This is a genomic window from Kosakonia sp. 1610 (assembly GCF_050435845.1).
GTDB lineage: Bacteria > Pseudomonadota > Gammaproteobacteria > Enterobacterales > Enterobacteriaceae > Kosakonia > Kosakonia cowanii.
This window is the reverse complement of sequence record NZ_JBNDKZ010000003.1, coordinates 37,774-56,829: the sequence shown is the minus strand read 5'-3', so window position 1 is coordinate 56,829 and position 19,056 is coordinate 37,774. Positions and strand designations below refer to the sequence as shown.

Here is a 19,056-nt window from a genome sequence, read left to right as displayed (position 1 = left end):
GGTAAGGCGTAGCGGCCACCCGGCACAAACGGGGAGTTATGCCCGGTCGACGCTAAACGCCATCACTTCTGCCAGCGTTTCAGTCTGCAGCGCCAGCATCACCAGGCGGTCAACACCCAGCGCAACGCCGGAGCAGTCCGGCAGGCCCGCTTTTAACGCTTCCAGCAAATTGACATCCACCGGCTGCTGCGGCAATCCGCGCGCGGCGCGCTTGCGGTTATCCTGCTCAAAGCGCTGCTGCTGCTCGCGGGCGTCGGTCAGCTCATGGAAGCCGTTCGCCAGCTCAATGCCTTTGAAGTAAACCTCAAACCGCTCCGCGACGCGGTGATCTTCGGTGCTGATTTGCGCCAGCGCCGCCTGGCTTGCCGGGAAGTGGTAAACAAAGGTCGGACGATCTTTACCGATCTGCGGCTCCACGCCCATGGTGAACAGCAGTTGCAGCAGGGTGTCGCGATCCTCTTCCGTATCGGCAATATTGCTCAGATCCAGCTTCGCCGCCACTTCACGCAACTGGCCTTTATCCGCCGAAAGCGGATCGACCTCCAGATAGCGCTGGAACGCCTGCTGATAGGAGAGTGATTCTGCTGCCGGGCACTCGAGCACCTGTTGCAGCAAATCATCCACCTCATTCATCAAACGGTACATGTCATAGTGCGGACGATACCATTCGAGCATGGTGAATTCAGGGTTGTGATGACGCCCCATCTCTTCATTACGGAAGCTGCGGCAGAGCTGGAAAACCGGGCCACAGCCCGCGGCCAGCAGGCGCTTCATATGGTATTCGGGGCTGGTCATCAGATAGAGATTGAGGCCCTGAGAGTGGCCGGGGCCAACAAAACGGGTTTCAAACGGGACCAGATGCACATCGGTCACCGTTGCCTGACTCATACAGGGCGTCTCCACCTCCAGTACGCCGCGGTCGGCAAAGAAACGGCGAATTTCCGCCATAATTGCCGCGCGTTTCAGTAAGTTGGGGATGGATGCGCTCGGCTGCCAGGTTGCCGTCTCGCTCATGGTTCTTTCTCCGATTTCTAACAAGGGCACGAAGTCTACCCGCATCGATCTGGTTAGACAAATTTTGCACAAATAATTTTCATAGCCCTCGTCAATAAATAGATATGAGCTATTTAGAGATGATATCGATCAAGCTGGAAGCCGTATCACGCCGAAGAACAGCAAAACACTCGAACACGTCAAATTTCCCCTCAGTCAATACGGATATACTGCCCGCTACCCCAAAAGGAGCAGTGGACCTCTTCCGTAATGAAGGCAAGCGCACCTGGCTTATCGTTGCGGAACAACAATAATCTGGAGGAATGTCGTGCAAACCTTTCAAGCCGATATCGCTGTGATTGGCGCAGGCGGAGCAGGATTACGTACCGCGATTGCCGCGGCGCAGGCCCATCCCAACGCTAAAATCGCACTGATTTCAAAAGTCTATCCCATGCGCAGCCACACCGTTGCCGCCGAGGGCGGTTCCGCCGCCGTCGCCCAGGATCATGACAGCTTCGAATACCATTTCCACGATACCGTGGCGGGTGGTGACTGGCTTTGCGAACAGGATGTCGTCGACTACTTTGTCCATCACTGCCCCACGGAGATGACCCAGCTTGAACAGTGGGGCTGCCCGTGGAGCCGCCGCGAAGACGGCACGGTCAACGTGCGTCGCTTTGGCGGCATGAAGATCGAGCGCACCTGGTTCGCTGCCGATAAAACCGGCTTCCACATGCTGCATACGCTGTTTCAAACCTCGTTGCAGTTCCCGCAAATTCAGCGTTTCGACGAACACTTCGTGCTCGATATCCTGGTGGATGACAACCACGCGCGCGGCCTGGTCGCGATGAACATGATGGAAGGCACGCTGATTCAGATCCGCGCCAATGCGGTGGTAATGGCCACCGGCGGCGCAGGCCGCGTTTACCGCTATAACACCAACGGCGGCATCGTTACCGGCGACGGTATGGGGATGGCGCTGTCGCACGGCGTGCCGCTGCGCGATATGGAGTTTGTGCAGTATCACCCGACCGGCCTGCCCGGCTCCGGCATTCTGATGACGGAGGGCTGCCGCGGCGAAGGCGGTATCCTGGTGAATAAAAACGGCTATCGCTATCTTCAGGATTACGGCATGGGGCCGGAAACGCCGCTCGGCGAGCCGAAAAACAAATATATGGAGCTTGGCCCGCGCGACAAAGTGTCGCAGGCCTTCTGGCACGAGTGGCGCAAAGGCAACACCATCTCCACACCGCGCGGCGATGTGGTGCATCTCGATCTGCGCCACCTTGGCGAGAAGAAGATCAAAGAGCGCCTGCCCTTTATTTGCGAGCTGGCAAAAGCCTATGTCGGCGTCGATCCGATCAAAGAGCCGATCCCGGTGCGCCCGACCGCGCACTACACCATGGGCGGCATTGAGACGGATCAGAACTGCGAATCGCGCATCGCCGGGCTGTTTGCCGTCGGTGAGTGCTCCTCGGTCGGCCTGCACGGCGCTAACCGCCTTGGCTCTAACTCACTGGCGGAACTGGTGGTCTTTGGCCGCCTGGCGGGTGAACAGGCCGTTGAACGCGCTTCAACTGCCAGCCCGGCAAATGACGATGCGCTCAACGCTCAGGCCGCCGATGTTGAACAGCGTCTGAAGGCGCTGGTGAATCAGAACGGCACCGAGAGCTGGGCGAAAATCCGCGATGAGATGGGTGAATCGATGGAAGAGGGCTGCGGCATTTACCGTACGCCAGAGCTGATGCAGAAAACCGTCGATAAGCTCGCCGAGTTGCAGGAGCGCTTCAAACGGGTACGCATCACCGACACCTCCAGCGTCTTCAACACCGATATTCTCTACACCCTTGAGCTGGGCCACGGCCTGAACGTTGCTGAATGTATGGCTCACTCCGCGCTGGCGCGCAAAGAGTCGCGCGGTGCCCATCAGCGTCTCGACGAAGGCTGCACCGAGCGCGATGACGTTAACTTCCTCAAACATACGCTCGCGTTCCGCGAAGCGGACGGTACAACCCGCCTCGAGTACAGCGACGTGAAAATCACCACGCTGCCACCGGCGAAACGCGTCTATGGGGCAGAAGCGGAGTCGGGTGAGAAGAAGGAGACGAACAATGTCTGAGATGAAGAACCTGAAGATTGAAGTGGTGCGCTATAACCCGGAGGTCGACAACGCGCCGCACAGCGCCTTCTACGACGTGCCTTACGATGAAGCCACCTCGCTGCTCGATGCGCTGGGCTATATCAAAGATAACCTCGCGCCAGATCTCAGCTACCGCTGGTCGTGCCGGATGGCGATTTGCGGCTCTTGCGGCATGATGGTCAACAAAGTGCCGAAGCTGGCCTGCAAAACCTTCCTGCGCGACTACACCAAAGGGTTGAAAGTCGAGGCGCTGGCGAACTTCCCGATCGAGCGCGATCTGGTGGTCGATATGACCCACTTTATCGAGAGCCTTGAGGCGATTAAGCCCTATATCATCGGCAATACGCGCACGCCGGATCAGGGACCGGGCAAACAGACCCCGGCGCAGATGGCGAAGTATCACCAGTTCTCCGGCTGCATCAACTGCGGCCTCTGCTATGCCGCCTGCCCGCAGTTTGGCCTCAATCCGGAGTTTATCGGCCCGGCGGCGATTACGCTGGCGCACCGCTATAACCTCGACAGCCGCGACCACGGCAAACAAGAGCGCATGGCGCAACTCAACGGCCAGAACGGCGTGTGGAGTTGTACGTTTGTCGGCTACTGCTCGGAAGTGTGTCCGAAGCACGTCGACCCGGCCGCCGCCATTCAGCAGGGCAAGATTGAGAGTTCGAAAGACTTTCTTATCGCCACCCTGAAACCTCGCTAAGGAGTGCATGATGACGACTAAACGTAAGGCCTGGGTTCGCCCCATGCCGTCAAGCTGGTGGAAAACCCTGCCGTTTTATCGCTTCTATATGCTGCGCGAAGGGACGGCGATCCCGGCGGTCTGGTTCAGCCTGGAGCTGCTGTATGGCCTTTTCGCGCTGAAAAACGGGCCGGAGAGCTGGATGGGCTTTGTCGCTTTCCTGCAAAACCCGGTGGCGCTGCTGCTCAACCTGATCGCGCTGGCGGCGGCGCTGCTGCATACCAAAACCTGGTTCGATCTGGCACCGAAAGCGTCGCTGATCATTGTGAAGGGCGAAAAAATGGGGCCAGAGCCGGTGATAAAAGGGCTCTGGGTGGTGGCTGCCGTGGTAACGGTGGTTGTGCTGTTTATCGCCCTGTTCTGGTGAGGAATTGATGATGATTAACCCGAATCCAAAACGTTCTGACGAACCGATGTTCTGGGGGCTGTTTGGCGCAGGCGGTATGTGGAGCGCCATCTTCGCGCCGGTGATGATCCTGCTGGTCGGCCTGCTGCTGCCGCTCGGTCTCTTCCCCGGCGAGGCGCTGAGCTATGAGCGCGTTATCGCCTTTGCCCAGAGCTTCATTGGCCGCGCTTTTCTCTTCCTGATGATTGTGCTGCCGGTCTGGTGCGGTCTGCACCGTATCCACCATATGATGCACGATTTGAAAGTGCATCTGCCCAACGGTAAATGGATTTTCTACGGCCTCGCGGCGATTATTAGTGTCGTTGCGTTAGTTGGCGTAATTTTCCTGTAAAACATGACGCTCTCCTGCATGCGCAGGAGAGCAAATTTCCCGCCATCTTCTACACTTACGTAAAAGCCAGGAGGGAGAATACCATGCGTTTACTGCCTATCTTCGCAGCGGTCACCGCTGCTTTTTTAGTCACGGCCTGCAGCACACCCACACCGCCAAAAGGCGTTACCGTGGTGCAGAATTTCGATACGCAACGCTACTTAGGGAAATGGTACGAGATTGCCCGCTTCGATCACCGCTTTGAGCGTGGTCTGGAGCGCGTCACCGCGACCTACAGCCTGCGCGACGATGGCGGCTTAACCGTTGTCAACCGGGGTTATAACCCGGATCGCGGCAAATGGCAGGAGTCGGTCGGCAAAGCCTACTTCACCGGCGACCCGCGCACTGCGTCACTGAAGGTCTCATTCTTTGGCCCGTTCTATGGCGGCTACAACATCATCTCGCTGGATAAAGAGTATCGCCATGCGCTGATTTGCGGCCCGGATCGCGACTACCTGTGGATCCTCTCCCGCACCCCGACCATTTCGCCCGAGGTGAAAGAGAAGATGCTGGCAGACGCGACCCGTCAGGGCTTCGAAGTGAACAAGCTAATCTGGGTCGATCAGCCCCATTAATGGGCGCTGATTTTTAAGCCAATAATTCCGGCCACAATCAGACAGAGGCTAACGATACGCGCCAGGCTTGCGGACTCGCCGAGCAATACAATCCCGGCGATGGCCGCGCCAACGGCGCCAATGCCGGTCCAGACCGCATAGGCGGTGCCGACCGGCAGGGTTTTCATTGCCCATGAAAGCAGCACGACGCTAATAAGCATCGCCACGACGGTAATAATGCTGGGAGTGATGCGGGTAAAACCGTGGGTATATTTCAGGCCGATAGCCCAGACGACTTCAAGAAGACCGGCGATGACGAGAATAAACCAGGACATGGTTGGCTCCAGTACGGGGCCGTCCCCGAATAATAAGTGACGCTGTCGGGTCGTCCCGCCAGCCAGGTGTTGAGTGTCAGATTTTCCCTTCTTTACCTGAGGATTTCAACCCCACAAACCCCCATTCAGTTTCAGGAAGTTAAAGCAAGAAATAGCCCCTCTTCGCAGCGGAATTCAGGCATTTATTCATCATATCCAGCGAATATGATGAATCGCTTTCCTGGATTCAGGAAGCCGTGCGCCCTACTCTGACTGCGAAGAAAAATATGTTCAAAATGCTTGTGATTGACCGCTGTTACTTCACCCGTTCAGGGATGGAATCCTGGCTCAATCAAACCGATCTGTTTCCCGCCGCTTTCCTTGTCACCGCTCTGCATAATTTGATGCTGGCGAAAGAGCATATTGTCCAGTGGCAGCCGGATCTGGTGATTATTGATTTACACAGTTTTAAAGATGAAATTCATCATATTCAACAACTTGCTTCGCTCTTCTCGGTATGCGGCGCATCCTGCCAGGTGATGCTGCTGGAGTCGGGCCACGACACACAGCTGTCGGCGTTTTGCGCGCAATTTCCGATTGCGGCGATCCTGCAAAAGACGGATCCGCTGGAAAAAGTGGCGCAGGCCATTGATAACATGATGCAGGCGCGCCCGGTCAGGCAGTCACGGCGAGTCGTGACGCCGCTACTAACGCGTCAGGAAGAGAAAGTATTAACCCTGTGGATGGAAGGCAGAGATAACGCAGCAATCGCAGCAAACATGAGGATCAACGGGAAAACCGTTTATACCTACAAAAGAAACATTCGCATGAAATTGGGGATGGGAAACCGCTTTACGCCGTTTTTGTCACTACCAGAGGCAAACTAACGGTACGGCACAGGCCGTACCGGCAGTCATCACTGTTGTGCTTTGGTCGCAGCGCCAGAAATTGCGCTACCGCCATCGGAGATATCTTCGCCGACGCCACGGGTGGTGTTACACGCCGTCAGCACGGATGAAAGAACCAGTACAGAAAAGATCGCAACAAATGTCTTCTTAACCATAATATCTTCCTTTTATTGTCAATATCGTTTGTGTATAGCCACTTAAGCATAGACAAATTCCCGAAAAGCGACGGGAAAAAAGCGGATTTTTAAGACGAAAGGAAGTGATTAGCTGGCGGCGTGCGAAATGATATGACCGAGCGTCTGCACATCTTCGCCGATACCGCGCGCGGTATTGCAGCCTGCGAGCAGTGCGCAGCTGATAAGCAGCAGTGAGAGGAGTTTTGCGAGACGTTTCATTATCCGGGCCTCAACGAACCCGCGACGCAGCAGAGCGCTACGCCGCGGTTGCGCGCATTACTTCACGCGAGATACATATTCGCCGGAGCGGGTATCAACTTTGATCACTTCGCCAACCTGTACGAACAGCGGCACTTTAACCACAGCGCCGGTGCTCAGGGTAGCCGGTTTGCCGCCGGTACCTGCGGTATCACCTTTCAGGCCTGGATCGGTATCAACGATTTCCAGTTCAACGAAGTTCGGCGGCGTGACGGAGATCGGCTGGCCGTTCCACAGCGTCACGATGCACTCGGCCTGATCCAGCAGCCATTTTTCGCTGTCGCCAATCGCTTTTTTATCAGCAGAGAGCTGCTCAAAAGTTTCGTTGTTCATGAAGTGCCAGAACTCACCGTCGTTGTAGAGGTAAGTCAGGTTCATATCAATAACGTCCGCGCCTTCAGCCGAGTCGGTAGACTTGAAGGTTTTCTCAACGCGGGTACCGGTCAGCAGACGACGCAGTTTAACGCGTGCGAACGCCTGGCCTTTGCCCGGTTTCACGAATTCGCTGGCCTCAACCGCGTACGGTTCGCCGTCCATCATGATTTTAAGACCGGCACGAAAATCGTTGCTATAGTAAGTCGCCATAAGGCCCTCTGAAATTGTTAACTGGTAGCTTAGCCAAAAAAATGGCACACATTGTAACCCTAAAATCCCCTTCCAGAGAAGATTGGTTATTGCAACTTGCCGATGTAATCACCGATCCCGATGAACTGCTACATATTTTAAATATAGAACCTGATGAAGCCCTGCTGCGCGGACGCGAAGCAAAGCGGCTTTTCCCGCTACGGGTGCCGCGGGCGTTTGTCGCGCGCATGCGCAAAGGCGATGTTAACGATCCGCTTCTGCGTCAGGTACTTACCACCAGCGAAGAGTTTATCACCGCACCGGGTTACAGCACCGATCCGCTGGATGAGCAGAGCAGCGTAGTGCCAGGTCTGCTGCACAAATACCGCAACCGCGCGCTGCTGCTGGTCAAGGGCGGCTGTGCGGTAAATTGTCGCTACTGTTTCCGTCGCCACTTCCCGTATGCCGATAATCAGGGCAACAAGCGGAACTGGCAGGGCGCGCTGGACTATATGGCCGCGCACCCGGAGCTGGATGAGATCATTTTTTCCGGCGGCGATCCGCTGATGGCCAAAGATCACGAGCTTGAGTGGTTGATCGCGCAGCTGGAAGCTATTCCACACCTTAAGCGCCTGCGCATTCATAGCCGCTTACCGATTGTGATCCCGACGCGTATCACCGATACGCTGGTGGCCCGTTTTGCCCGCTCCTCGCTGCAAATTTTGCTGGTGAACCATATCAACCACGCGCAGGAGATTGGCGACGATTTCCGCGCGGCAATGGCGCAACTGCGCCAGGCGGGTGTCACGCTGCTCAACCAGAGCGTGCTGCTGCGCGGCGTAAATGACAATGCGCAGACGCTGGCGGATCTCAGCAACGCCTTATTCGACGCGGGCGTGCTGCCTTACTATCTGCATGTGCTGGATCGGGTAGAGGGCGCGGCGCACTTTATGGTGAGTGATGAAACGGCGCGGGAGATTGTGCGTGAGCTGCTGACGCTGGTGTCGGGGTATATGGTGCCGAAGCTGGCGCGGGAGATTGGCGGTGAGCCGAGTAAAACGCCGCTGGATCTACAACTGCGTCAACAGTAAAAAAAAAGCACGGTCGCGAAATACGCAACGCGACCGTGAAAAAAGCGCTTGCACGGGATACAAGCGCGTGTCGGAACTTTAAAAGGTCTCCCAGCCCTCATCGGCGGCGCCGGCAGGTGCCAGACGCGCACGCTGTACGGGTGCTTTCACGGTGCTGGCGCTGGCGCGAGCCGGCTGCTGGCCCGGTAAACGGAACACATCCACCAGCTGCTGCAGTTTCGTGGCCTGCTCTTCAAGGCTACCCGCTGCCGCCGAGGACTCCTGTACCAGCGAGGCGTTCTGCTGAGTCGTGGTATCCATTTCAGACATCGCCTGCGCAATCTGACCGATGCCACGGTTCTGCTCATCAGAGGCGGCGGCGATCTCCTGCATCAAATCCTTCACCTGCATCACGGAGTTAACGATGCCGCTCATGGTTTCACCAGCCAGGTCAACCTGACGGGAACCCTCCTGCACATAGTTCACCGATTCGCTGATTAAGGTTTCAATCTCTTTGGCTGCCTGCGCGCTGCGCTGGGCCAACGAACGAACTTCACCCGCTACCACCGCAAAGCCGCGACCCTGATCCCCTGCCCTTGCCGCTTCTACCGCCGCGTTCAGCGCGAGGATGTTGGTCTGGAAGGCGATGCCGTTAATCACCGAGGTGATTTCAGAGATGCGTTTTGAGCTCTCCATAATGTCTTTCATGCGGTTTACCGCCACGCTGACCACGGTGCCGCCCTGTGCAGCGGTATCGGAAGCGGTAATCGCCAGTTGGCTCGCCTGATGAGCGTTCTCGGCGTTCTGTTTCACCGTCGAGCTCAGCTCTTCCATACTGGCGGCCGTTTCAACAACTGCTGCCGACTGTTGTTCGGTACGTGCTGAGAGTTCGTTATTGCCTAACGCAATCTCATTCGCTGCCGTGTTAACCGAGCTTGAGGCGGCGCGCACCATCTTCAGCGATTCAGAGACACGCTCAACCAGCAGGTTAAACGCGGCGACCGCACGGCCAATCTCATCCATCCGCCCGGTTGTCAGCGCCTGGCTCAGATCCAGTTTCTCGCTGATATTTTCCATGCCATCGCGCATATCGTTAAGACGACGCTTGATGTTAAGCACGGTAAAGAGACCAAACAGACCGAGAACCAGCGTCGCGACCAGCGTGGCGGAAATGGATAAAACCATCGAGCGGTTAATTAAGCTGGAGTTAGCAGAGACGGCGTCATTTACCAGCTTGCCGTTATAAGCAACCTGTTCGGTAAAGTCGTTAATTAATATGGCAATACTGTCGGCAACCGGCCCGCCTTTACGCATCGCCTGAATAATGGCAGCACGGTCATTACTTTCTGAGACTTTAAAAAATTGATCCATCACTGCGCGAAACTTTTCTAAATCGCCCAGCGTTTTATTTGACAGTTCTTGATCGTGTTGATCGGAAACGAGATCTTTAATGTAACCCTGGTGCATGGCGTAAACGTCGTCATACAACTTTAATGCGTTCTGTTTGATTTCCGCCATCCCGGCAGGTTCTTCAGTCAGACCGTGAACGAAGAGCTGGCCACGTATTGTCAGCACTTTCAGCATCTCTTTGTTCATCATGTCGAGGCTGGGTAAGGTATTTTCTTTAAAGTTCGTTTGCGACTCACCCAGTTTCGATAAGGAAAATATCGCAATCAGGTTTGTGCCGATAAGGCTTAAAATCAATAACGAGAAAGCCAGTAACAATCTCTTTGTAATATTCATTGGTAACTCCCGACACTTCATGCAAGAAATAATATTGTTTTTTCACACTCCTTCGCGTTTTGTCCTGAAGTGAGTATCGGCAGCGGAAAATATTACTTTATCGCGATATATCCTCTTTTTTTAAAAAAAGACAAAAACGAGGAACATATAATTAAAAAACGCACCAAGATTAAGAAAACTTAATATTCAGAGAGGCGAGATTTAATTAGCAGGAAAATTATAATCCTCTTATTTACAAGCAGGGAATAAATAACAGAGTGCGGGAAAATAGTAGCTATTGCAGCGCGCCCGCCATCGCTGGCGGGCAGAAGGGAAAGGATCAGTTAGGGCATTTGTAAACCTGGGCGTTCATTTCGCTGGCGGTCGGCACAAAGCTCGACAGCACGCCCTGCGTCGGGCTGCTTACGTTATAGAGCACGTTACCGCCCATAGCGGCAGCCTGGTTGCGCAGAGCATTTGCCGCGCCGCGCATTGAGCCGCCCTCTTCGCCGTGCTGGCCAGAGAGCCAGTTGCTCTGCTTGCCGCTGGCGGTGCCAAGATACTTGCACTGCGCGGCGGGCTTATCTTCCACAAAACGCACGTTCTGGCCGCCTGCGGTGAGATCATTGCTGCTGCTGCTGCAACCCGCCAACAGAAACGCTGCGCCAACCATTCCCGCCAAATATTTTACCGACATGTTATTCCCCGTAATCAATGAGCTGGACGCGGTTCGTCCGTGTCTAAACCTTATACTAAAAAGATGACTAAAAGAAAAACGCCGCCATCGCAGCTCAGATAAATCAGCGGAAAATTGCCAAAAAGCCCCGCCAGTTACGGCAGGGCTTGCTGAGATTAACAGCCATCAAATTTATACGGCGGGCCGGAGGAGGTGGTGCCGACGGTTTCGACACTCACGCTGCCCTGCGAGTCAACGTTCAGTTTGAAGACGTGCCACAGCGTATTGCGCTGCGATCCGCTGGCGTTTTCCACCGCCCAGTTCCAGCTGCGGCCATCCGACAGGGAGAGCGTCACCTTTGCTCCTGTCATCAGCGGGCCGGTTGCCGGTTGGCTGTTGTGTACCGAGTAACAGTACGCACCGGGGTGGAAATTGCCAATCGAGACGGTTTCCGGTCCATAGCCATTGCGCACGTCATTCTCCAGCCCCGCTTCTGCGCCGACCGGGTGCGTCGTCATATAGTAGACATGCTGCCTGGCCCCGCCGGGATTACTCGCTTTTGGCGGCACAATCAGGTGCGCGTCGAGATTCGCCGGCGTGGCGTTCCAGCTGACGACAATCTTCGCCACTGCGCCCTTCAGGCGATGCGTCAGGGTGAAATCCTGGGCAAAGAGTGTTCCTCTGACGACCGTAATCGTGGTTTGCAACGGGAAGTAGTCCGGCGCGGTAACCTCAACATAGTAGCTCCCTGACAAGACATTGAGGCTGTAGCTGCCGTTACTGTTGGCCTGGGTGGAGTAGACCGCCTGCGCGTCGCCTTTGCTATGAAAGAGTTTGATCTCAGCGCCGGGTACGACAACCGGTGCAGGGTTACTGTAGCCCCATACCGCCTGGGCTCCCCACACTCCGCCGCGCAGGTTGACCTGCTGCGGATGGAAACTCACCGTTTTGTCCGCATCAATGCTGGCCTCGTTATTAAGCGATGCGGAAACCTGCACATTCATCACATCTGTCGTGGTGCTCTCAAGCAGAGCGACGGCGATCCCCTCATCGTTAGTCACGCTCAGGCTGTTGATGGTGGCGGCAACGCCTTTATCCTGTAACCACTGCACCGTCGCGCCGCTGACCGGGTTGTTATTGACGTCCTTGACCCGCGCATGGAAGGTAAAGCTGTCTGTGCCGTTGGCGGTTTTATCAGTGGTTGATCCCTCCAGCGTGACGCTCGCCAGCGCAGCGGTCGTGATATCGCCGATAAAGTCGACCGCTTTACTGGCCGAGGTTCCCGCCACGCGGGCCGTTACGGTAAATCGTCCGGCGCGCAGGCTGTTAACGCTGGTGGTTACCTGACCATCCAGATTGCTCACGCCCTGTGTGCGGGTCAGCACTGCGCCCGCGCTGACGGTGAAATCAACGGTGATACCGCTCAGCCGGTTCCCCTTCACGTCGGTCACCGTCGCCGAGAGGCTATTGACCGCATTGCCGTTCGCCACCGCACCATTGCTCTCCACCACCAGGTTGGCATCTGAGATTTGCGCCGTGACCACATCGGCAATGAACAGCGTCGATTTGCTCAGGGTGCTGCCGTTTACCGTCGCGGTCACCGTGTAGAGGCCAGCGATATCGCTAACCACCGTGGTTTGCGCCTGCCCATCCGGCCCGGTAATGGCGGTCGTCGCGGCAAGGGTTGCGCCTGGTGACACGCTAAAGTTGACGGTAACACCGGGGATCGGGTTGTCATTGGCGTCGACAACGGTGGCCGTGACGCCATTCGGCGCAATCCCGTTAGCGATCGCGCCATCGGGCGAGATAAGCAGGTTTTCATTGGGCAGCTGCGCGGTGGTGCTGTCAGCAATAAAGCGGGTGCTCACCTGCGCGGCCTGCGGCGTGCCAACCAGTTTCGCGGTGGCGTTAAAGGTTCCCGCCCGGCGGCTGGTTAAGGTGGTTTGCGCCACGCCTTGCGCATCGGTAAGCGCCTGCGCGGGCAGAACGCTGACCGGGCTGTCGGGAATAAACTGTATCGCCATGCCCGGTACCGGGTTGCCAAACGCATCGGCGATCCTGACCACCATAACGCTGCCCGCCTGGCCATTGGCCAGCGCATCTTGCGCCACGCGGCTCTCGATAAAGCGGGCGCTCTGGCGATCGACGCTGAAGTTAACGGTTTGCGTCAACGCCTGGCCATTAACCGTCGCGGTAATCTGCGTCGCCACCGCGCGCGTATGCGTCAGTAGTAATGTCGCCTGACCACGGACATCGGTCAGCACCGCATTGCCGCCAATCAGCGTCGCGCCGTTATCCGCCGAGAAGCCCACCGCGTAGTTCGCCAGCGGGTTGCCATAGCGGTCAGTAACCGTTGCACGCACCGCATTGGCCTGCTTTCCATCCGCCAGCGCGTTATCCGTCATAATATCGAACGCGGAAAGCGTGGCGGTGGCGGTATCGGCGATAAATGTTACCCGCACGCTGCTGCTGTTACCATTGCGTAACGTGGCGGAGACCACGCCTTCACCCGCAACACGGCTCTTCAGCTTCACCGTCGCCAGACCCTGGCTGTCGCTCACCGCGCTGAGCGAGATAGTATCCTGCCCCTGGTCGTTAAACAGCGTGGCCGCCGGTTTGCCTTTGCTGTCGGCAAGCTGAGCAATATGGAATGTGACGCGCTGCCCGGCGACCGGCTGGCCCTCCTTCACCACGCTTGCCGTCAGGGTAAAGGCCTGCTGGTTATCAGCCAGCTGCGGTGCGGTGGGCGTCAGGGCGATCGGCGCGACCGTTTCGCTGGCGCGCATCACGCGGAGGGTGGTGGTCGCAGGCGTAGCGCGGTTGCCGTTTTTATCAACGCCAACTGCGGTCAGCACATACTCCTGCGCGGCACTGGTGGCTTCGCTGCGCGTGGTGCGATAGGCCGGAACCTGCACATGGAGTGCGGTCAATGCCGGTTGCTGCCAGCTACCGCCGTTGGCGGCAAAGTTCGCCGAGGCGCTCCACTCAATGCGCTCAAGGCCATACTTCGCTTTGCTAATCGTCACCGGGATGGTCAGCGTCGTGCCCGCTTCCGCGGTGAGCTGTTTTGGCAGCGAGAGCACCACCAGCGGCTGCTTGCGGTACTGCATCACGATGTCGTAATTGCGATCGACAAGGGCGTATTTGCTGCCGATCAGGCTGCGGTGCAGATCGACATTGTCGCTGGCAATCTGCCGCCACAGCGGCACACCGAAGCGGTAGTTAAGCGCCATATCAAGGCGTGTATCCTGGCTGTCGCCAAAGGTGCGCTCGCCGGAAAGGGTCAGCAGCGGGAACGGCGTGTAGTTAAGCCCGAGCGTGATCGCAGAGGGGTTACGTTGCAGATCGTCCGGCCCGCTGGCAGGCGTGAGGGCGATGCCTTTACCGAAGTAGTGCTCATATTTCAGCTTTGCTCCCCACTGCGGGTGCGCAGGCAGCCAGCCGTCGAGGCGAACATCAATACCGTTCGCCGGGCGCTCGTCATACTCTTTCATGCCTTTTAGCGTCGAGGCGTGCCAGCCGGTGAGGCCATAATAGGCGTTGGCTGAGAGCTTCAGGTAATCGGCCCAGGCTTCGCCACCGATGCCAAGACGCGCATTCTTGCCGCTGTAGTCATAGTCGTAAAACGCGTTGATGCCCAGCATGCCGCCCGCCAGCTGGTGACGGTAGCCCAACCCGACGTTGCCAATATTGCGCGCCTCGCTTTTGCGCAACCCCCACTGGCTGAACAGCAGTTGTCGTTCACTCTCCAGCAGCGGCAGCAGCAGATCGCCGCTCACCTTCCCTTTGCTATCCAGCGACGCGCTGACACTCCCTTTTTGATCCATCCAGTCGCTAAGCTGTTGGTTGATCACCCCTTCGCCAAGGCTGCGGGCGTAGGCAAAGGCTGAGCGGCTGACATCTTCGGAGATCAGTAGCTGCGCGGCCTGCGCCGCTTTCGGTGCCAGCCACGCCTCGGCCGTTGTCGGTTCAACCGGCGGCGGCTCTATATTTAGCGTTGGCAAAGGCGGATTATTTTGCGGCTGGGGTGCAACCGCCGGTGAAATGGCGTGGGATAACATTCTGGGCTCGCTGATGAGCGCCTGTAGCCCGGCCATGGTTTCATCCATGCTGCGGTAATCGGCATATTCCGTTACCTGCGCCGCAGAGGTGAAGGGAAAAAAGAGTGGGCTGAATAACTGGAGCGCGATAATTCCCCACGCGGTACCACGCTTCCAGCCGGGAAGTTGTCTGGTTTTCATTATTACGTCATCAAGGAAAAACACGAAAAAGCCGTTTTTAAAAACGGCGTTTAAAAGAGAAATTGGCGATGCCTCTGTCAGATATTGGCAAGGTTGCGCATCTTTTCTTTAACGATTTGGTAACTCGTGTAGTGCGCCTTCGCGCACAGGGTATCCAGCTTGAGATCGAGCTGCATGGTGTAGATCTCTTTCGCCTCTTTACCCATGATGTTTTTATTAATATTCAGAAATTTGTAGCCTTCGCCTATTTTTGAATAATCATCAGAGTAGTTTTTATAGGTAGAGGTGTCCGTGCCGCGAATGAAGTTAAATTTGTCGATACAGGCATTGTTAGTTGATGCAATAACAATCCCATCGAAAAAGGGCGATTTGCGCTCTGCCGCCACGCCCTGTGGCGCGTTGGCGCTACTGGCGCTGGCTGCTGAAACCCTCTCTTTTGGGGTGTTTTTGTTACCTGTACAGGCGGAGAGAAGCAATACGCACGCGCTGCTTAATATAATGGCATTTAAATTGTTCATTTTATTTTTCCCCTTAAAATTAAACCATTAACAAAAATACCAAGTTTTAAATGTGCGAGTGCCGTGAGGATATGACCACCCACACACTGCACGCGCCTAATAAGGTTCAATAATAAATTCGCACTCTTCTTTTTAGCTATTTATATCGGAACATTTGATACAAACAAGATAAATTTTCGTCATATAAGCCACTTTCAGCGTTACGCATAATTATTATAAAAAAAATAATAACAAAATCCCGGTCATTCATGGAGAATTCTCTGGTAAATTGTCGGGATGCGTCTCTTAAAACTGAAAAAAAGCGGCTTTATTTATTGACAATATAGGTAGCATCGACAATATGGTTACATTTTCTATGCAGTCTCATAATTCTGAATAGCGTGATTTAATTAACAGGTTAAAGTAACTATTAATTAATTTCGCTATTACAGAAGTATCTAACTTCTTCTTTTTAATTTATTCCATGATGAATAGCATCATGAAAGGTATCAATATGCTCTTTATTATAGATAAGGAAATCTATTTCAGACCCGCCGATGGCGCAATATGGGGCGCAGGCACTGAAAATGAAAAACGATTTTTAACCCTCGCTGGCAGCCGCTTGCTGCTCTTTTTTATTGAGCATCGCGGCGAGATCGTGACACGCGATGCGATCTTTCAGGCGGTCTGGGAGCGGTATGGCCTGCACTCCACCAACAATACCCTCAACCAGTACATCTCACTGCTGCGCAGAACGATGACGGACCATGGCCTGGGCGCGCAGGTGATTAAAACCATTCCCAAAACCGGCTTTATATTCAGCCGCGATCTCTCCGTTATCGCCCTCACGGAGCAGCATGACGTGACGGCACCAGCACTTGCACCAATACCGGCACCAATCCCAGCCGCGCCTGACCCGCTGATTGCGCGTAAACAGTACGGCGCGCTGGCGCTGCTGGTGCTGTTTTTGCTGTGCACCTTTATGCTCTTTGGCCTGTGGCAGAGCCGCACCCTCAGCGCGCCGCTGCCTGAATTTGGCAAAAGCGTGGTGACATTCACCCAGTGCGATTTTATGCCGGCGGAGAGCGAGGAGGAGCCCCGGTTGCTGGCGTCGAGTGACAAACTCAAATTTATGACGCTGGTGGACGATCTGGCCGTTGAGCAGGAGCCAACGCGCGATAAAGCCCCGCTGGCCTGCCCGGCCAACTCGCCTGCGGGCTGAAACGCAGGCAAAAAAAAGAGCGGGCATTAAGCCCGCTCCTCTTCGTTGAACCCGCGCCCGGTTTACCGGGCACGTGTCCGGCAGCCATTACATCATGCCGCCCATACCGCCCATGCCACCCATACCGCCAGCAGCACCTAAATCAGGCGCGTCGCTTTTCGGCAGATCGGTAACCATGCACTCGGTAGTGATCATCAGACCGGCTACGGAAGCCGCGTACTGCAGTGCAGAACGGGTCACTTTAGTCGGATCCAGGATACCCATGTCGATCATGTTGCCGTACTCTTCGGTCGCAGCGTTGTAACCGTAGTTACCGTCGCCCGCTTTAACCATGTTGGCAACAACAGACGGCTCTTCGCCACAGTTCAGCACGATCTGACGCAGCGGGGATTCCATTGCGCGCAGCGCAACTTTGATACCCACGTTCTGGTCTTCGTTCTGGCCTTTCAGCTCAGCCAGTTTGCTGGCTACGCGAATCAGCGCTACGCCACCACCGGCAACCACGCCCTCTTCAACGGCAGCACGGGTTGCGTGCAGCGCATCTTCAACGCGGGCTTTCTTCTCTTTCATCTCAACTTCGGTCGCAGCACCTACTTTGATTACCGCAACGCCGCCTGCCAGTTTCGCTACGCGCTCCTGCAGTTTTTCACGGTCGTAATCGGAAGTAGCTTCTTCGATCTGCTGACGAATCTGCGTTACGCGGCCCTGAATAGCGGCCTCTTCGCCCACGCCATCGATGATGGTGGTGGTGTCTTTGTTGATGACAACGCGTTTCGCCTGACCCAGATCTTCCAGGGTCGCTTTTTCCAGCTCCATACCGATCTCTTCAGAGATAACGGTACCGGCAGTCAGGGTTGCGATATCCTGCAGCATTGCTTTACGACGGTCGCCGAAGCCCGGTGCTTTCACCGCAGCGACTTTTACGATGCCGCGCATGGTGTTAACTACCAGAGTTGCCAGCGCTTCGCCTTCCACATCTTCAGCGATGATCAGCAGCGGTTTGCCTGCTTTAGCAACGGCTTCGAGAACCGGCAGCATTTCGCGGATGTTGGAGATTTTCTTATCAGCCAGCAGGATGAACGGGCTTTCCAGTTCTACTGCGCCAGTTTCCGGCTTGTTGATGAAGTAAGGGGAGAGGTAGCCACGGTCGAACTGCATACCTTCAACCACGTCCAGCTCGTCCTGCAGACCGGTACCGTCTTCAACGGTGATCACGCCTTCTTTACCGACTTTATCCATCGCTTCAGCGATCAGTTTACCTACGGTTTCGTCGGAGTTAGCGGAGATGGTACCAACCTGAGCGATAGCTTTAGAGTCAGAGCATGGTACGGAGAGCGCTTTCAGCTCTTCAACGGCAGAAGCGACAGCTTTGTCGATACCGCGTTTCAGATCCATCGGGTTCATGCCCGCAGCAACGGCTTTCAGACCTTCAGTGATGATGGACTGTGCCAGAACGGTCGCGGTGGTGGTGCCGTCGCCCGCAGCGTCGTTCGCTTTGGAGGCCACTTCTTTCACCATCTGCGCGCCCATGTTTTCGAACTTGTCTTCCAGCTCGATTTCACGTGCTACGGAAACACCATCTTTGGTGATGGTCGGTGCACCGAAAGATTTATCCAGAACCACATTACGGCCTTTCGGACCGAGGGTAACTTTCACTGCATCTGCCAGAACATTCACGCCGCGCAGCATTTTTACACGAGCGTCGTTACCGAATTTTACGTCTTTAGCTGCCATTTTCTGTATTCCTTAAATTCGTTCAGGTTCGTTCGCGCGCGTTGTTACGCTTCAACAATTGCCAGAATGTCGCTTTCGGACATAATCAGCACTTCTTCGTTGTCGATCTTCTCAGCCTTCACACCGTAACCATCGTTGAAAATCACGATATCGCCCACTTTTACGTCCAGCGGCTGAACAGTACCGTTTTCCAGGATGCGGCCCTTACCGACAGCGATGATTTCGCCACGAGTTGATTTGCCTGCCGCAGAACCGGTCAGAACGATACCGCCAGCAGATTTAGACTCAACTTCCTTACGTTTGACGATCACACGATCATGTAACGGACGAATACTCATTTGATAGCTCTCCTTTGAGAAAGTCTTTATCAGTTATGGTGAGGCCGGGTCCATGGGGTTATCCGGCTGGTGACCTGAGAGATGGGGTTAGGCCTCTCCCCCTTCAAGGGGTAAAACAAAAAAAATTT

19 protein-coding genes are annotated in these 19,056 nt (G+C 55.5%); 8 read left to right on the top strand and 11 right to left on the bottom strand.

All coding sequences use genetic code 11. From position 1 onward, the window contains the following. Positions 1 to 36 precede the first annotated feature (36 nt). Positions 37 to 1,014, bottom strand: coding sequence for an elongation factor P--(R)-beta-lysine ligase (epmA, locus tag ABIC80_RS10905; protein ID WP_346439928.1), 978 nt, complete (start codon positions 1,012 to 1,014; stop codon positions 37 to 39). Positions 1,015 to 1,321: 307 nt separating this feature from the next. Between epmA and frdA the strand changes: the two genes are divergently transcribed. The 5 genes from frdA to ABIC80_RS10880 all read left to right on the top strand — a co-directional run bounded on the left by frdA (position 1,322) and on the right by ABIC80_RS10880 (position 5,229). Beyond that, entirely contained in the window at positions 1,322 to 3,112 is a 1,791-nt protein-coding gene (gene frdA / locus ABIC80_RS10900) for a fumarate reductase (quinol) flavoprotein subunit (protein ID WP_023478379.1), read from the top strand. After that, entirely contained in the window at positions 3,105 to 3,839 is a 735-nt protein-coding gene (locus tag ABIC80_RS10895) for a succinate dehydrogenase/fumarate reductase iron-sulfur subunit (protein ID WP_054803043.1), read from the top strand. The genes frdA and ABIC80_RS10895 overlap by 8 nt, the downstream gene beginning before the upstream one ends. 10 nt (positions 3,840 to 3,849) lie before the next feature. Then, positions 3,850 to 4,245 (top strand): fumarate reductase subunit FrdC, encoded by a 396-nt coding sequence (gene frdC, locus ABIC80_RS10890; RefSeq protein WP_242388396.1) that lies wholly within the window; start codon positions 3,850 to 3,852, stop codon positions 4,243 to 4,245. A 10-nt stretch (positions 4,246 to 4,255) separates the two neighbouring features. After that, entirely contained in the window at positions 4,256 to 4,615 is a 360-nt protein-coding gene (frdD, locus tag ABIC80_RS10885; RefSeq protein WP_094419183.1) for a fumarate reductase subunit FrdD, read from the top strand. 83 nt (positions 4,616 to 4,698) lie between these two features. Then, the gene (locus tag ABIC80_RS10880; RefSeq protein WP_042718507.1) at positions 4,699 to 5,229 is read left to right on the top strand and encodes a lipocalin family protein; all 531 of its coding nucleotides are present in this window, start codon (positions 4,699 to 4,701) and stop codon (positions 5,227 to 5,229) included. On the opposite strand, the gene sugE is transcribed toward ABIC80_RS10880, so the two are convergent. Continuing rightward, positions 5,226 to 5,543, bottom strand: a complete 318-nt coding sequence (gene sugE / locus ABIC80_RS10875) for a quaternary ammonium compound efflux SMR transporter SugE (protein WP_023478475.1) — start codon at positions 5,541 to 5,543, stop codon at positions 5,226 to 5,228. The two genes, ABIC80_RS10880 and sugE, sit on opposite strands and share 4 nt — an antisense overlap. A gap of 266 nt (positions 5,544 to 5,809) precedes the next feature. Here sugE and ABIC80_RS10870 point away from each other — a divergent pair, with 266 nt between their 5' ends. Next, entirely contained in the window at positions 5,810 to 6,409 is a 600-nt protein-coding gene (locus ABIC80_RS10870) for a helix-turn-helix transcriptional regulator (protein WP_429177091.1), read from the top strand. A gap of 29 nt (positions 6,410 to 6,438) precedes the next feature. Here the strand turns inward: ABIC80_RS10870 and ecnB are convergent, their stop codons facing one another. The 3 genes from ecnB to efp form a co-directional block, all read right to left on the bottom strand. Continuing rightward, positions 6,439 to 6,585, bottom strand: coding sequence for a lipoprotein toxin entericidin B (ecnB, locus tag ABIC80_RS10865; protein ID WP_023478333.1), 147 nt, complete (start codon positions 6,583 to 6,585; stop codon positions 6,439 to 6,441). A gap of 108 nt (positions 6,586 to 6,693) precedes the next feature. Further along, positions 6,694 to 6,825 (bottom strand): entericidin A/B family lipoprotein, encoded by a 132-nt coding sequence (locus tag ABIC80_RS10860; protein ID WP_042718504.1) that lies wholly within the window; start codon positions 6,823 to 6,825, stop codon positions 6,694 to 6,696. 57 nt (positions 6,826 to 6,882) lie between these two features. Next, the gene (efp, locus tag ABIC80_RS10855) at positions 6,883 to 7,449 is read right to left on the bottom strand and encodes an elongation factor P (protein ID WP_076769010.1); all 567 of its coding nucleotides are present in this window, start codon (positions 7,447 to 7,449) and stop codon (positions 6,883 to 6,885) included. A 41-nt stretch (positions 7,450 to 7,490) separates the two neighbouring features. Between efp and epmB the strand changes: the two genes are divergently transcribed. Then, complete coding sequence (epmB, locus tag ABIC80_RS10850; protein ID WP_429177088.1) at positions 7,491 to 8,519, top strand: EF-P beta-lysylation protein EpmB; 1,029 nt, start codon at positions 7,491 to 7,493, stop codon at positions 8,517 to 8,519. Positions 8,520 to 8,597: 78 nt separating this feature from the next. Here epmB and ABIC80_RS10845 read toward each other — a convergent pair whose 3' ends face one another. The 4 genes from ABIC80_RS10845 to ABIC80_RS10830 form a co-directional block, all read right to left on the bottom strand. After that, positions 8,598 to 10,241, bottom strand: a complete 1,644-nt coding sequence (locus tag ABIC80_RS10845; protein WP_305207011.1) for a methyl-accepting chemotaxis protein — start codon at positions 10,239 to 10,241, stop codon at positions 8,598 to 8,600. Positions 10,242 to 10,560: 319 nt separating this feature from the next. Next, complete coding sequence (locus ABIC80_RS10840) at positions 10,561 to 10,917, bottom strand: DUF4156 domain-containing protein (RefSeq protein ID WP_429177085.1); 357 nt, start codon at positions 10,915 to 10,917, stop codon at positions 10,561 to 10,563. A gap of 155 nt (positions 10,918 to 11,072) precedes the next feature. Next, positions 11,073 to 15,137 carry an Ig-like domain-containing protein gene (locus tag ABIC80_RS10835; protein WP_429177083.1) on the bottom strand — a complete coding sequence of 1,355 codons (4,065 nt, stop codon included), beginning with the start codon at positions 15,135 to 15,137 and terminating at the stop codon, positions 11,073 to 11,075. Between the two features lie 77 nt (positions 15,138 to 15,214). After that, positions 15,215 to 15,655, bottom strand: a complete 441-nt coding sequence (locus ABIC80_RS10830) for a hypothetical protein (RefSeq protein WP_042718497.1) — start codon at positions 15,653 to 15,655, stop codon at positions 15,215 to 15,217. Between the two features lie 493 nt (positions 15,656 to 16,148). On the opposite strand from ABIC80_RS10830, the gene ABIC80_RS10825 reads away from it, so the two are divergent. Continuing rightward, positions 16,149 to 16,856: a winged helix-turn-helix domain-containing protein gene (locus ABIC80_RS10825; protein ID WP_429177081.1), complete on the top strand. Its 708-nt coding sequence runs from the start codon at positions 16,149 to 16,151 to the stop codon at positions 16,854 to 16,856. A gap of 87 nt (positions 16,857 to 16,943) precedes the next feature. Here the strand turns inward: ABIC80_RS10825 and groL are convergent, their stop codons facing one another. Next, on the bottom strand, positions 16,944 to 18,590 hold the full coding sequence (gene groL, locus ABIC80_RS10820) for a chaperonin GroEL (RefSeq protein WP_042718495.1): 1,647 nt from the start codon (positions 18,588 to 18,590) through the stop codon (positions 16,944 to 16,946). Positions 18,591 to 18,634: 44 nt separating this feature from the next. Continuing rightward, on the bottom strand, positions 18,635 to 18,928 hold the full coding sequence (locus tag ABIC80_RS10815) for a co-chaperone GroES (protein ID WP_007372708.1): 294 nt from the start codon (positions 18,926 to 18,928) through the stop codon (positions 18,635 to 18,637). Positions 18,929 to 19,056: the final 128 nt, after the last annotated feature.

Excerpts from the sequence above, each read along its gene's own strand:
- ABIC80_RS10840 (WP_429177085.1), bottom strand. The coding sequence starts at position 10,917 with ATGTCGGTAAAATATTTGGCGGGAATGGTTGGCGCAGCGTTTCTGTTG.
- frdD (WP_094419183.1), top strand. The coding sequence starts at position 4,256 with ATGATTAACCCGAATCCAAAACGTTCTGACGAACCGATGTTCTGGGGG.
- frdC (WP_242388396.1), top strand. The coding sequence starts at position 3,850 with ATGACGACTAAACGTAAGGCCTGGGTTCGCCCCATGCCGTCAAGCTGG.
- efp (WP_076769010.1), bottom strand. The coding sequence starts at position 7,449 with ATGGCGACTTACTATAGCAACGATTTTCGTGCCGGTCTTAAAATCATG.
- epmB (WP_429177088.1), top strand. The coding sequence starts at position 7,491 with ATGGCACACATTGTAACCCTAAAATCCCCTTCCAGAGAAGATTGGTTA.
- ABIC80_RS10870 (WP_429177091.1), top strand. The coding sequence starts at position 5,810 with ATGTTCAAAATGCTTGTGATTGACCGCTGTTACTTCACCCGTTCAGGG.
- epmA (WP_346439928.1), bottom strand. The coding sequence starts at position 1,014 with ATGAGCGAGACGGCAACCTGGCAGCCGAGCGCATCCATCCCCAACTTA.
- sugE (WP_023478475.1), bottom strand. The coding sequence starts at position 5,543 with ATGTCCTGGTTTATTCTCGTCATCGCCGGTCTTCTTGAAGTCGTCTGG.
- ABIC80_RS10880 (WP_042718507.1), top strand. The coding sequence starts at position 4,699 with ATGCGTTTACTGCCTATCTTCGCAGCGGTCACCGCTGCTTTTTTAGTC.
- ABIC80_RS10815 (WP_007372708.1), bottom strand. The coding sequence starts at position 18,928 with ATGAGTATTCGTCCGTTACATGATCGTGTGATCGTCAAACGTAAGGAA.
- groL (WP_042718495.1), bottom strand. The coding sequence starts at position 18,590 with ATGGCAGCTAAAGACGTAAAATTCGGTAACGACGCTCGTGTAAAAATG.
- ecnB (WP_023478333.1), bottom strand. The coding sequence starts at position 6,585 with ATGGTTAAGAAGACATTTGTTGCGATCTTTTCTGTACTGGTTCTTTCA.
- ABIC80_RS10845 (WP_305207011.1), bottom strand. The coding sequence starts at position 10,241 with ATGAATATTACAAAGAGATTGTTACTGGCTTTCTCGTTATTGATTTTA.
- ABIC80_RS10895 (WP_054803043.1), top strand. The coding sequence starts at position 3,105 with ATGTCTGAGATGAAGAACCTGAAGATTGAAGTGGTGCGCTATAACCCG.
- ABIC80_RS10825 (WP_429177081.1), top strand. The coding sequence starts at position 16,149 with ATGCTCTTTATTATAGATAAGGAAATCTATTTCAGACCCGCCGATGGC.
- ABIC80_RS10835 (WP_429177083.1), bottom strand. The coding sequence starts at position 15,137 with ATGAAAACCAGACAACTTCCCGGCTGGAAGCGTGGTACCGCGTGGGGA.
- ABIC80_RS10860 (WP_042718504.1), bottom strand. The coding sequence starts at position 6,825 with ATGAAACGTCTCGCAAAACTCCTCTCACTGCTGCTTATCAGCTGCGCA.
- ABIC80_RS10830 (WP_042718497.1), bottom strand. The coding sequence starts at position 15,655 with ATGAACAATTTAAATGCCATTATATTAAGCAGCGCGTGCGTATTGCTT.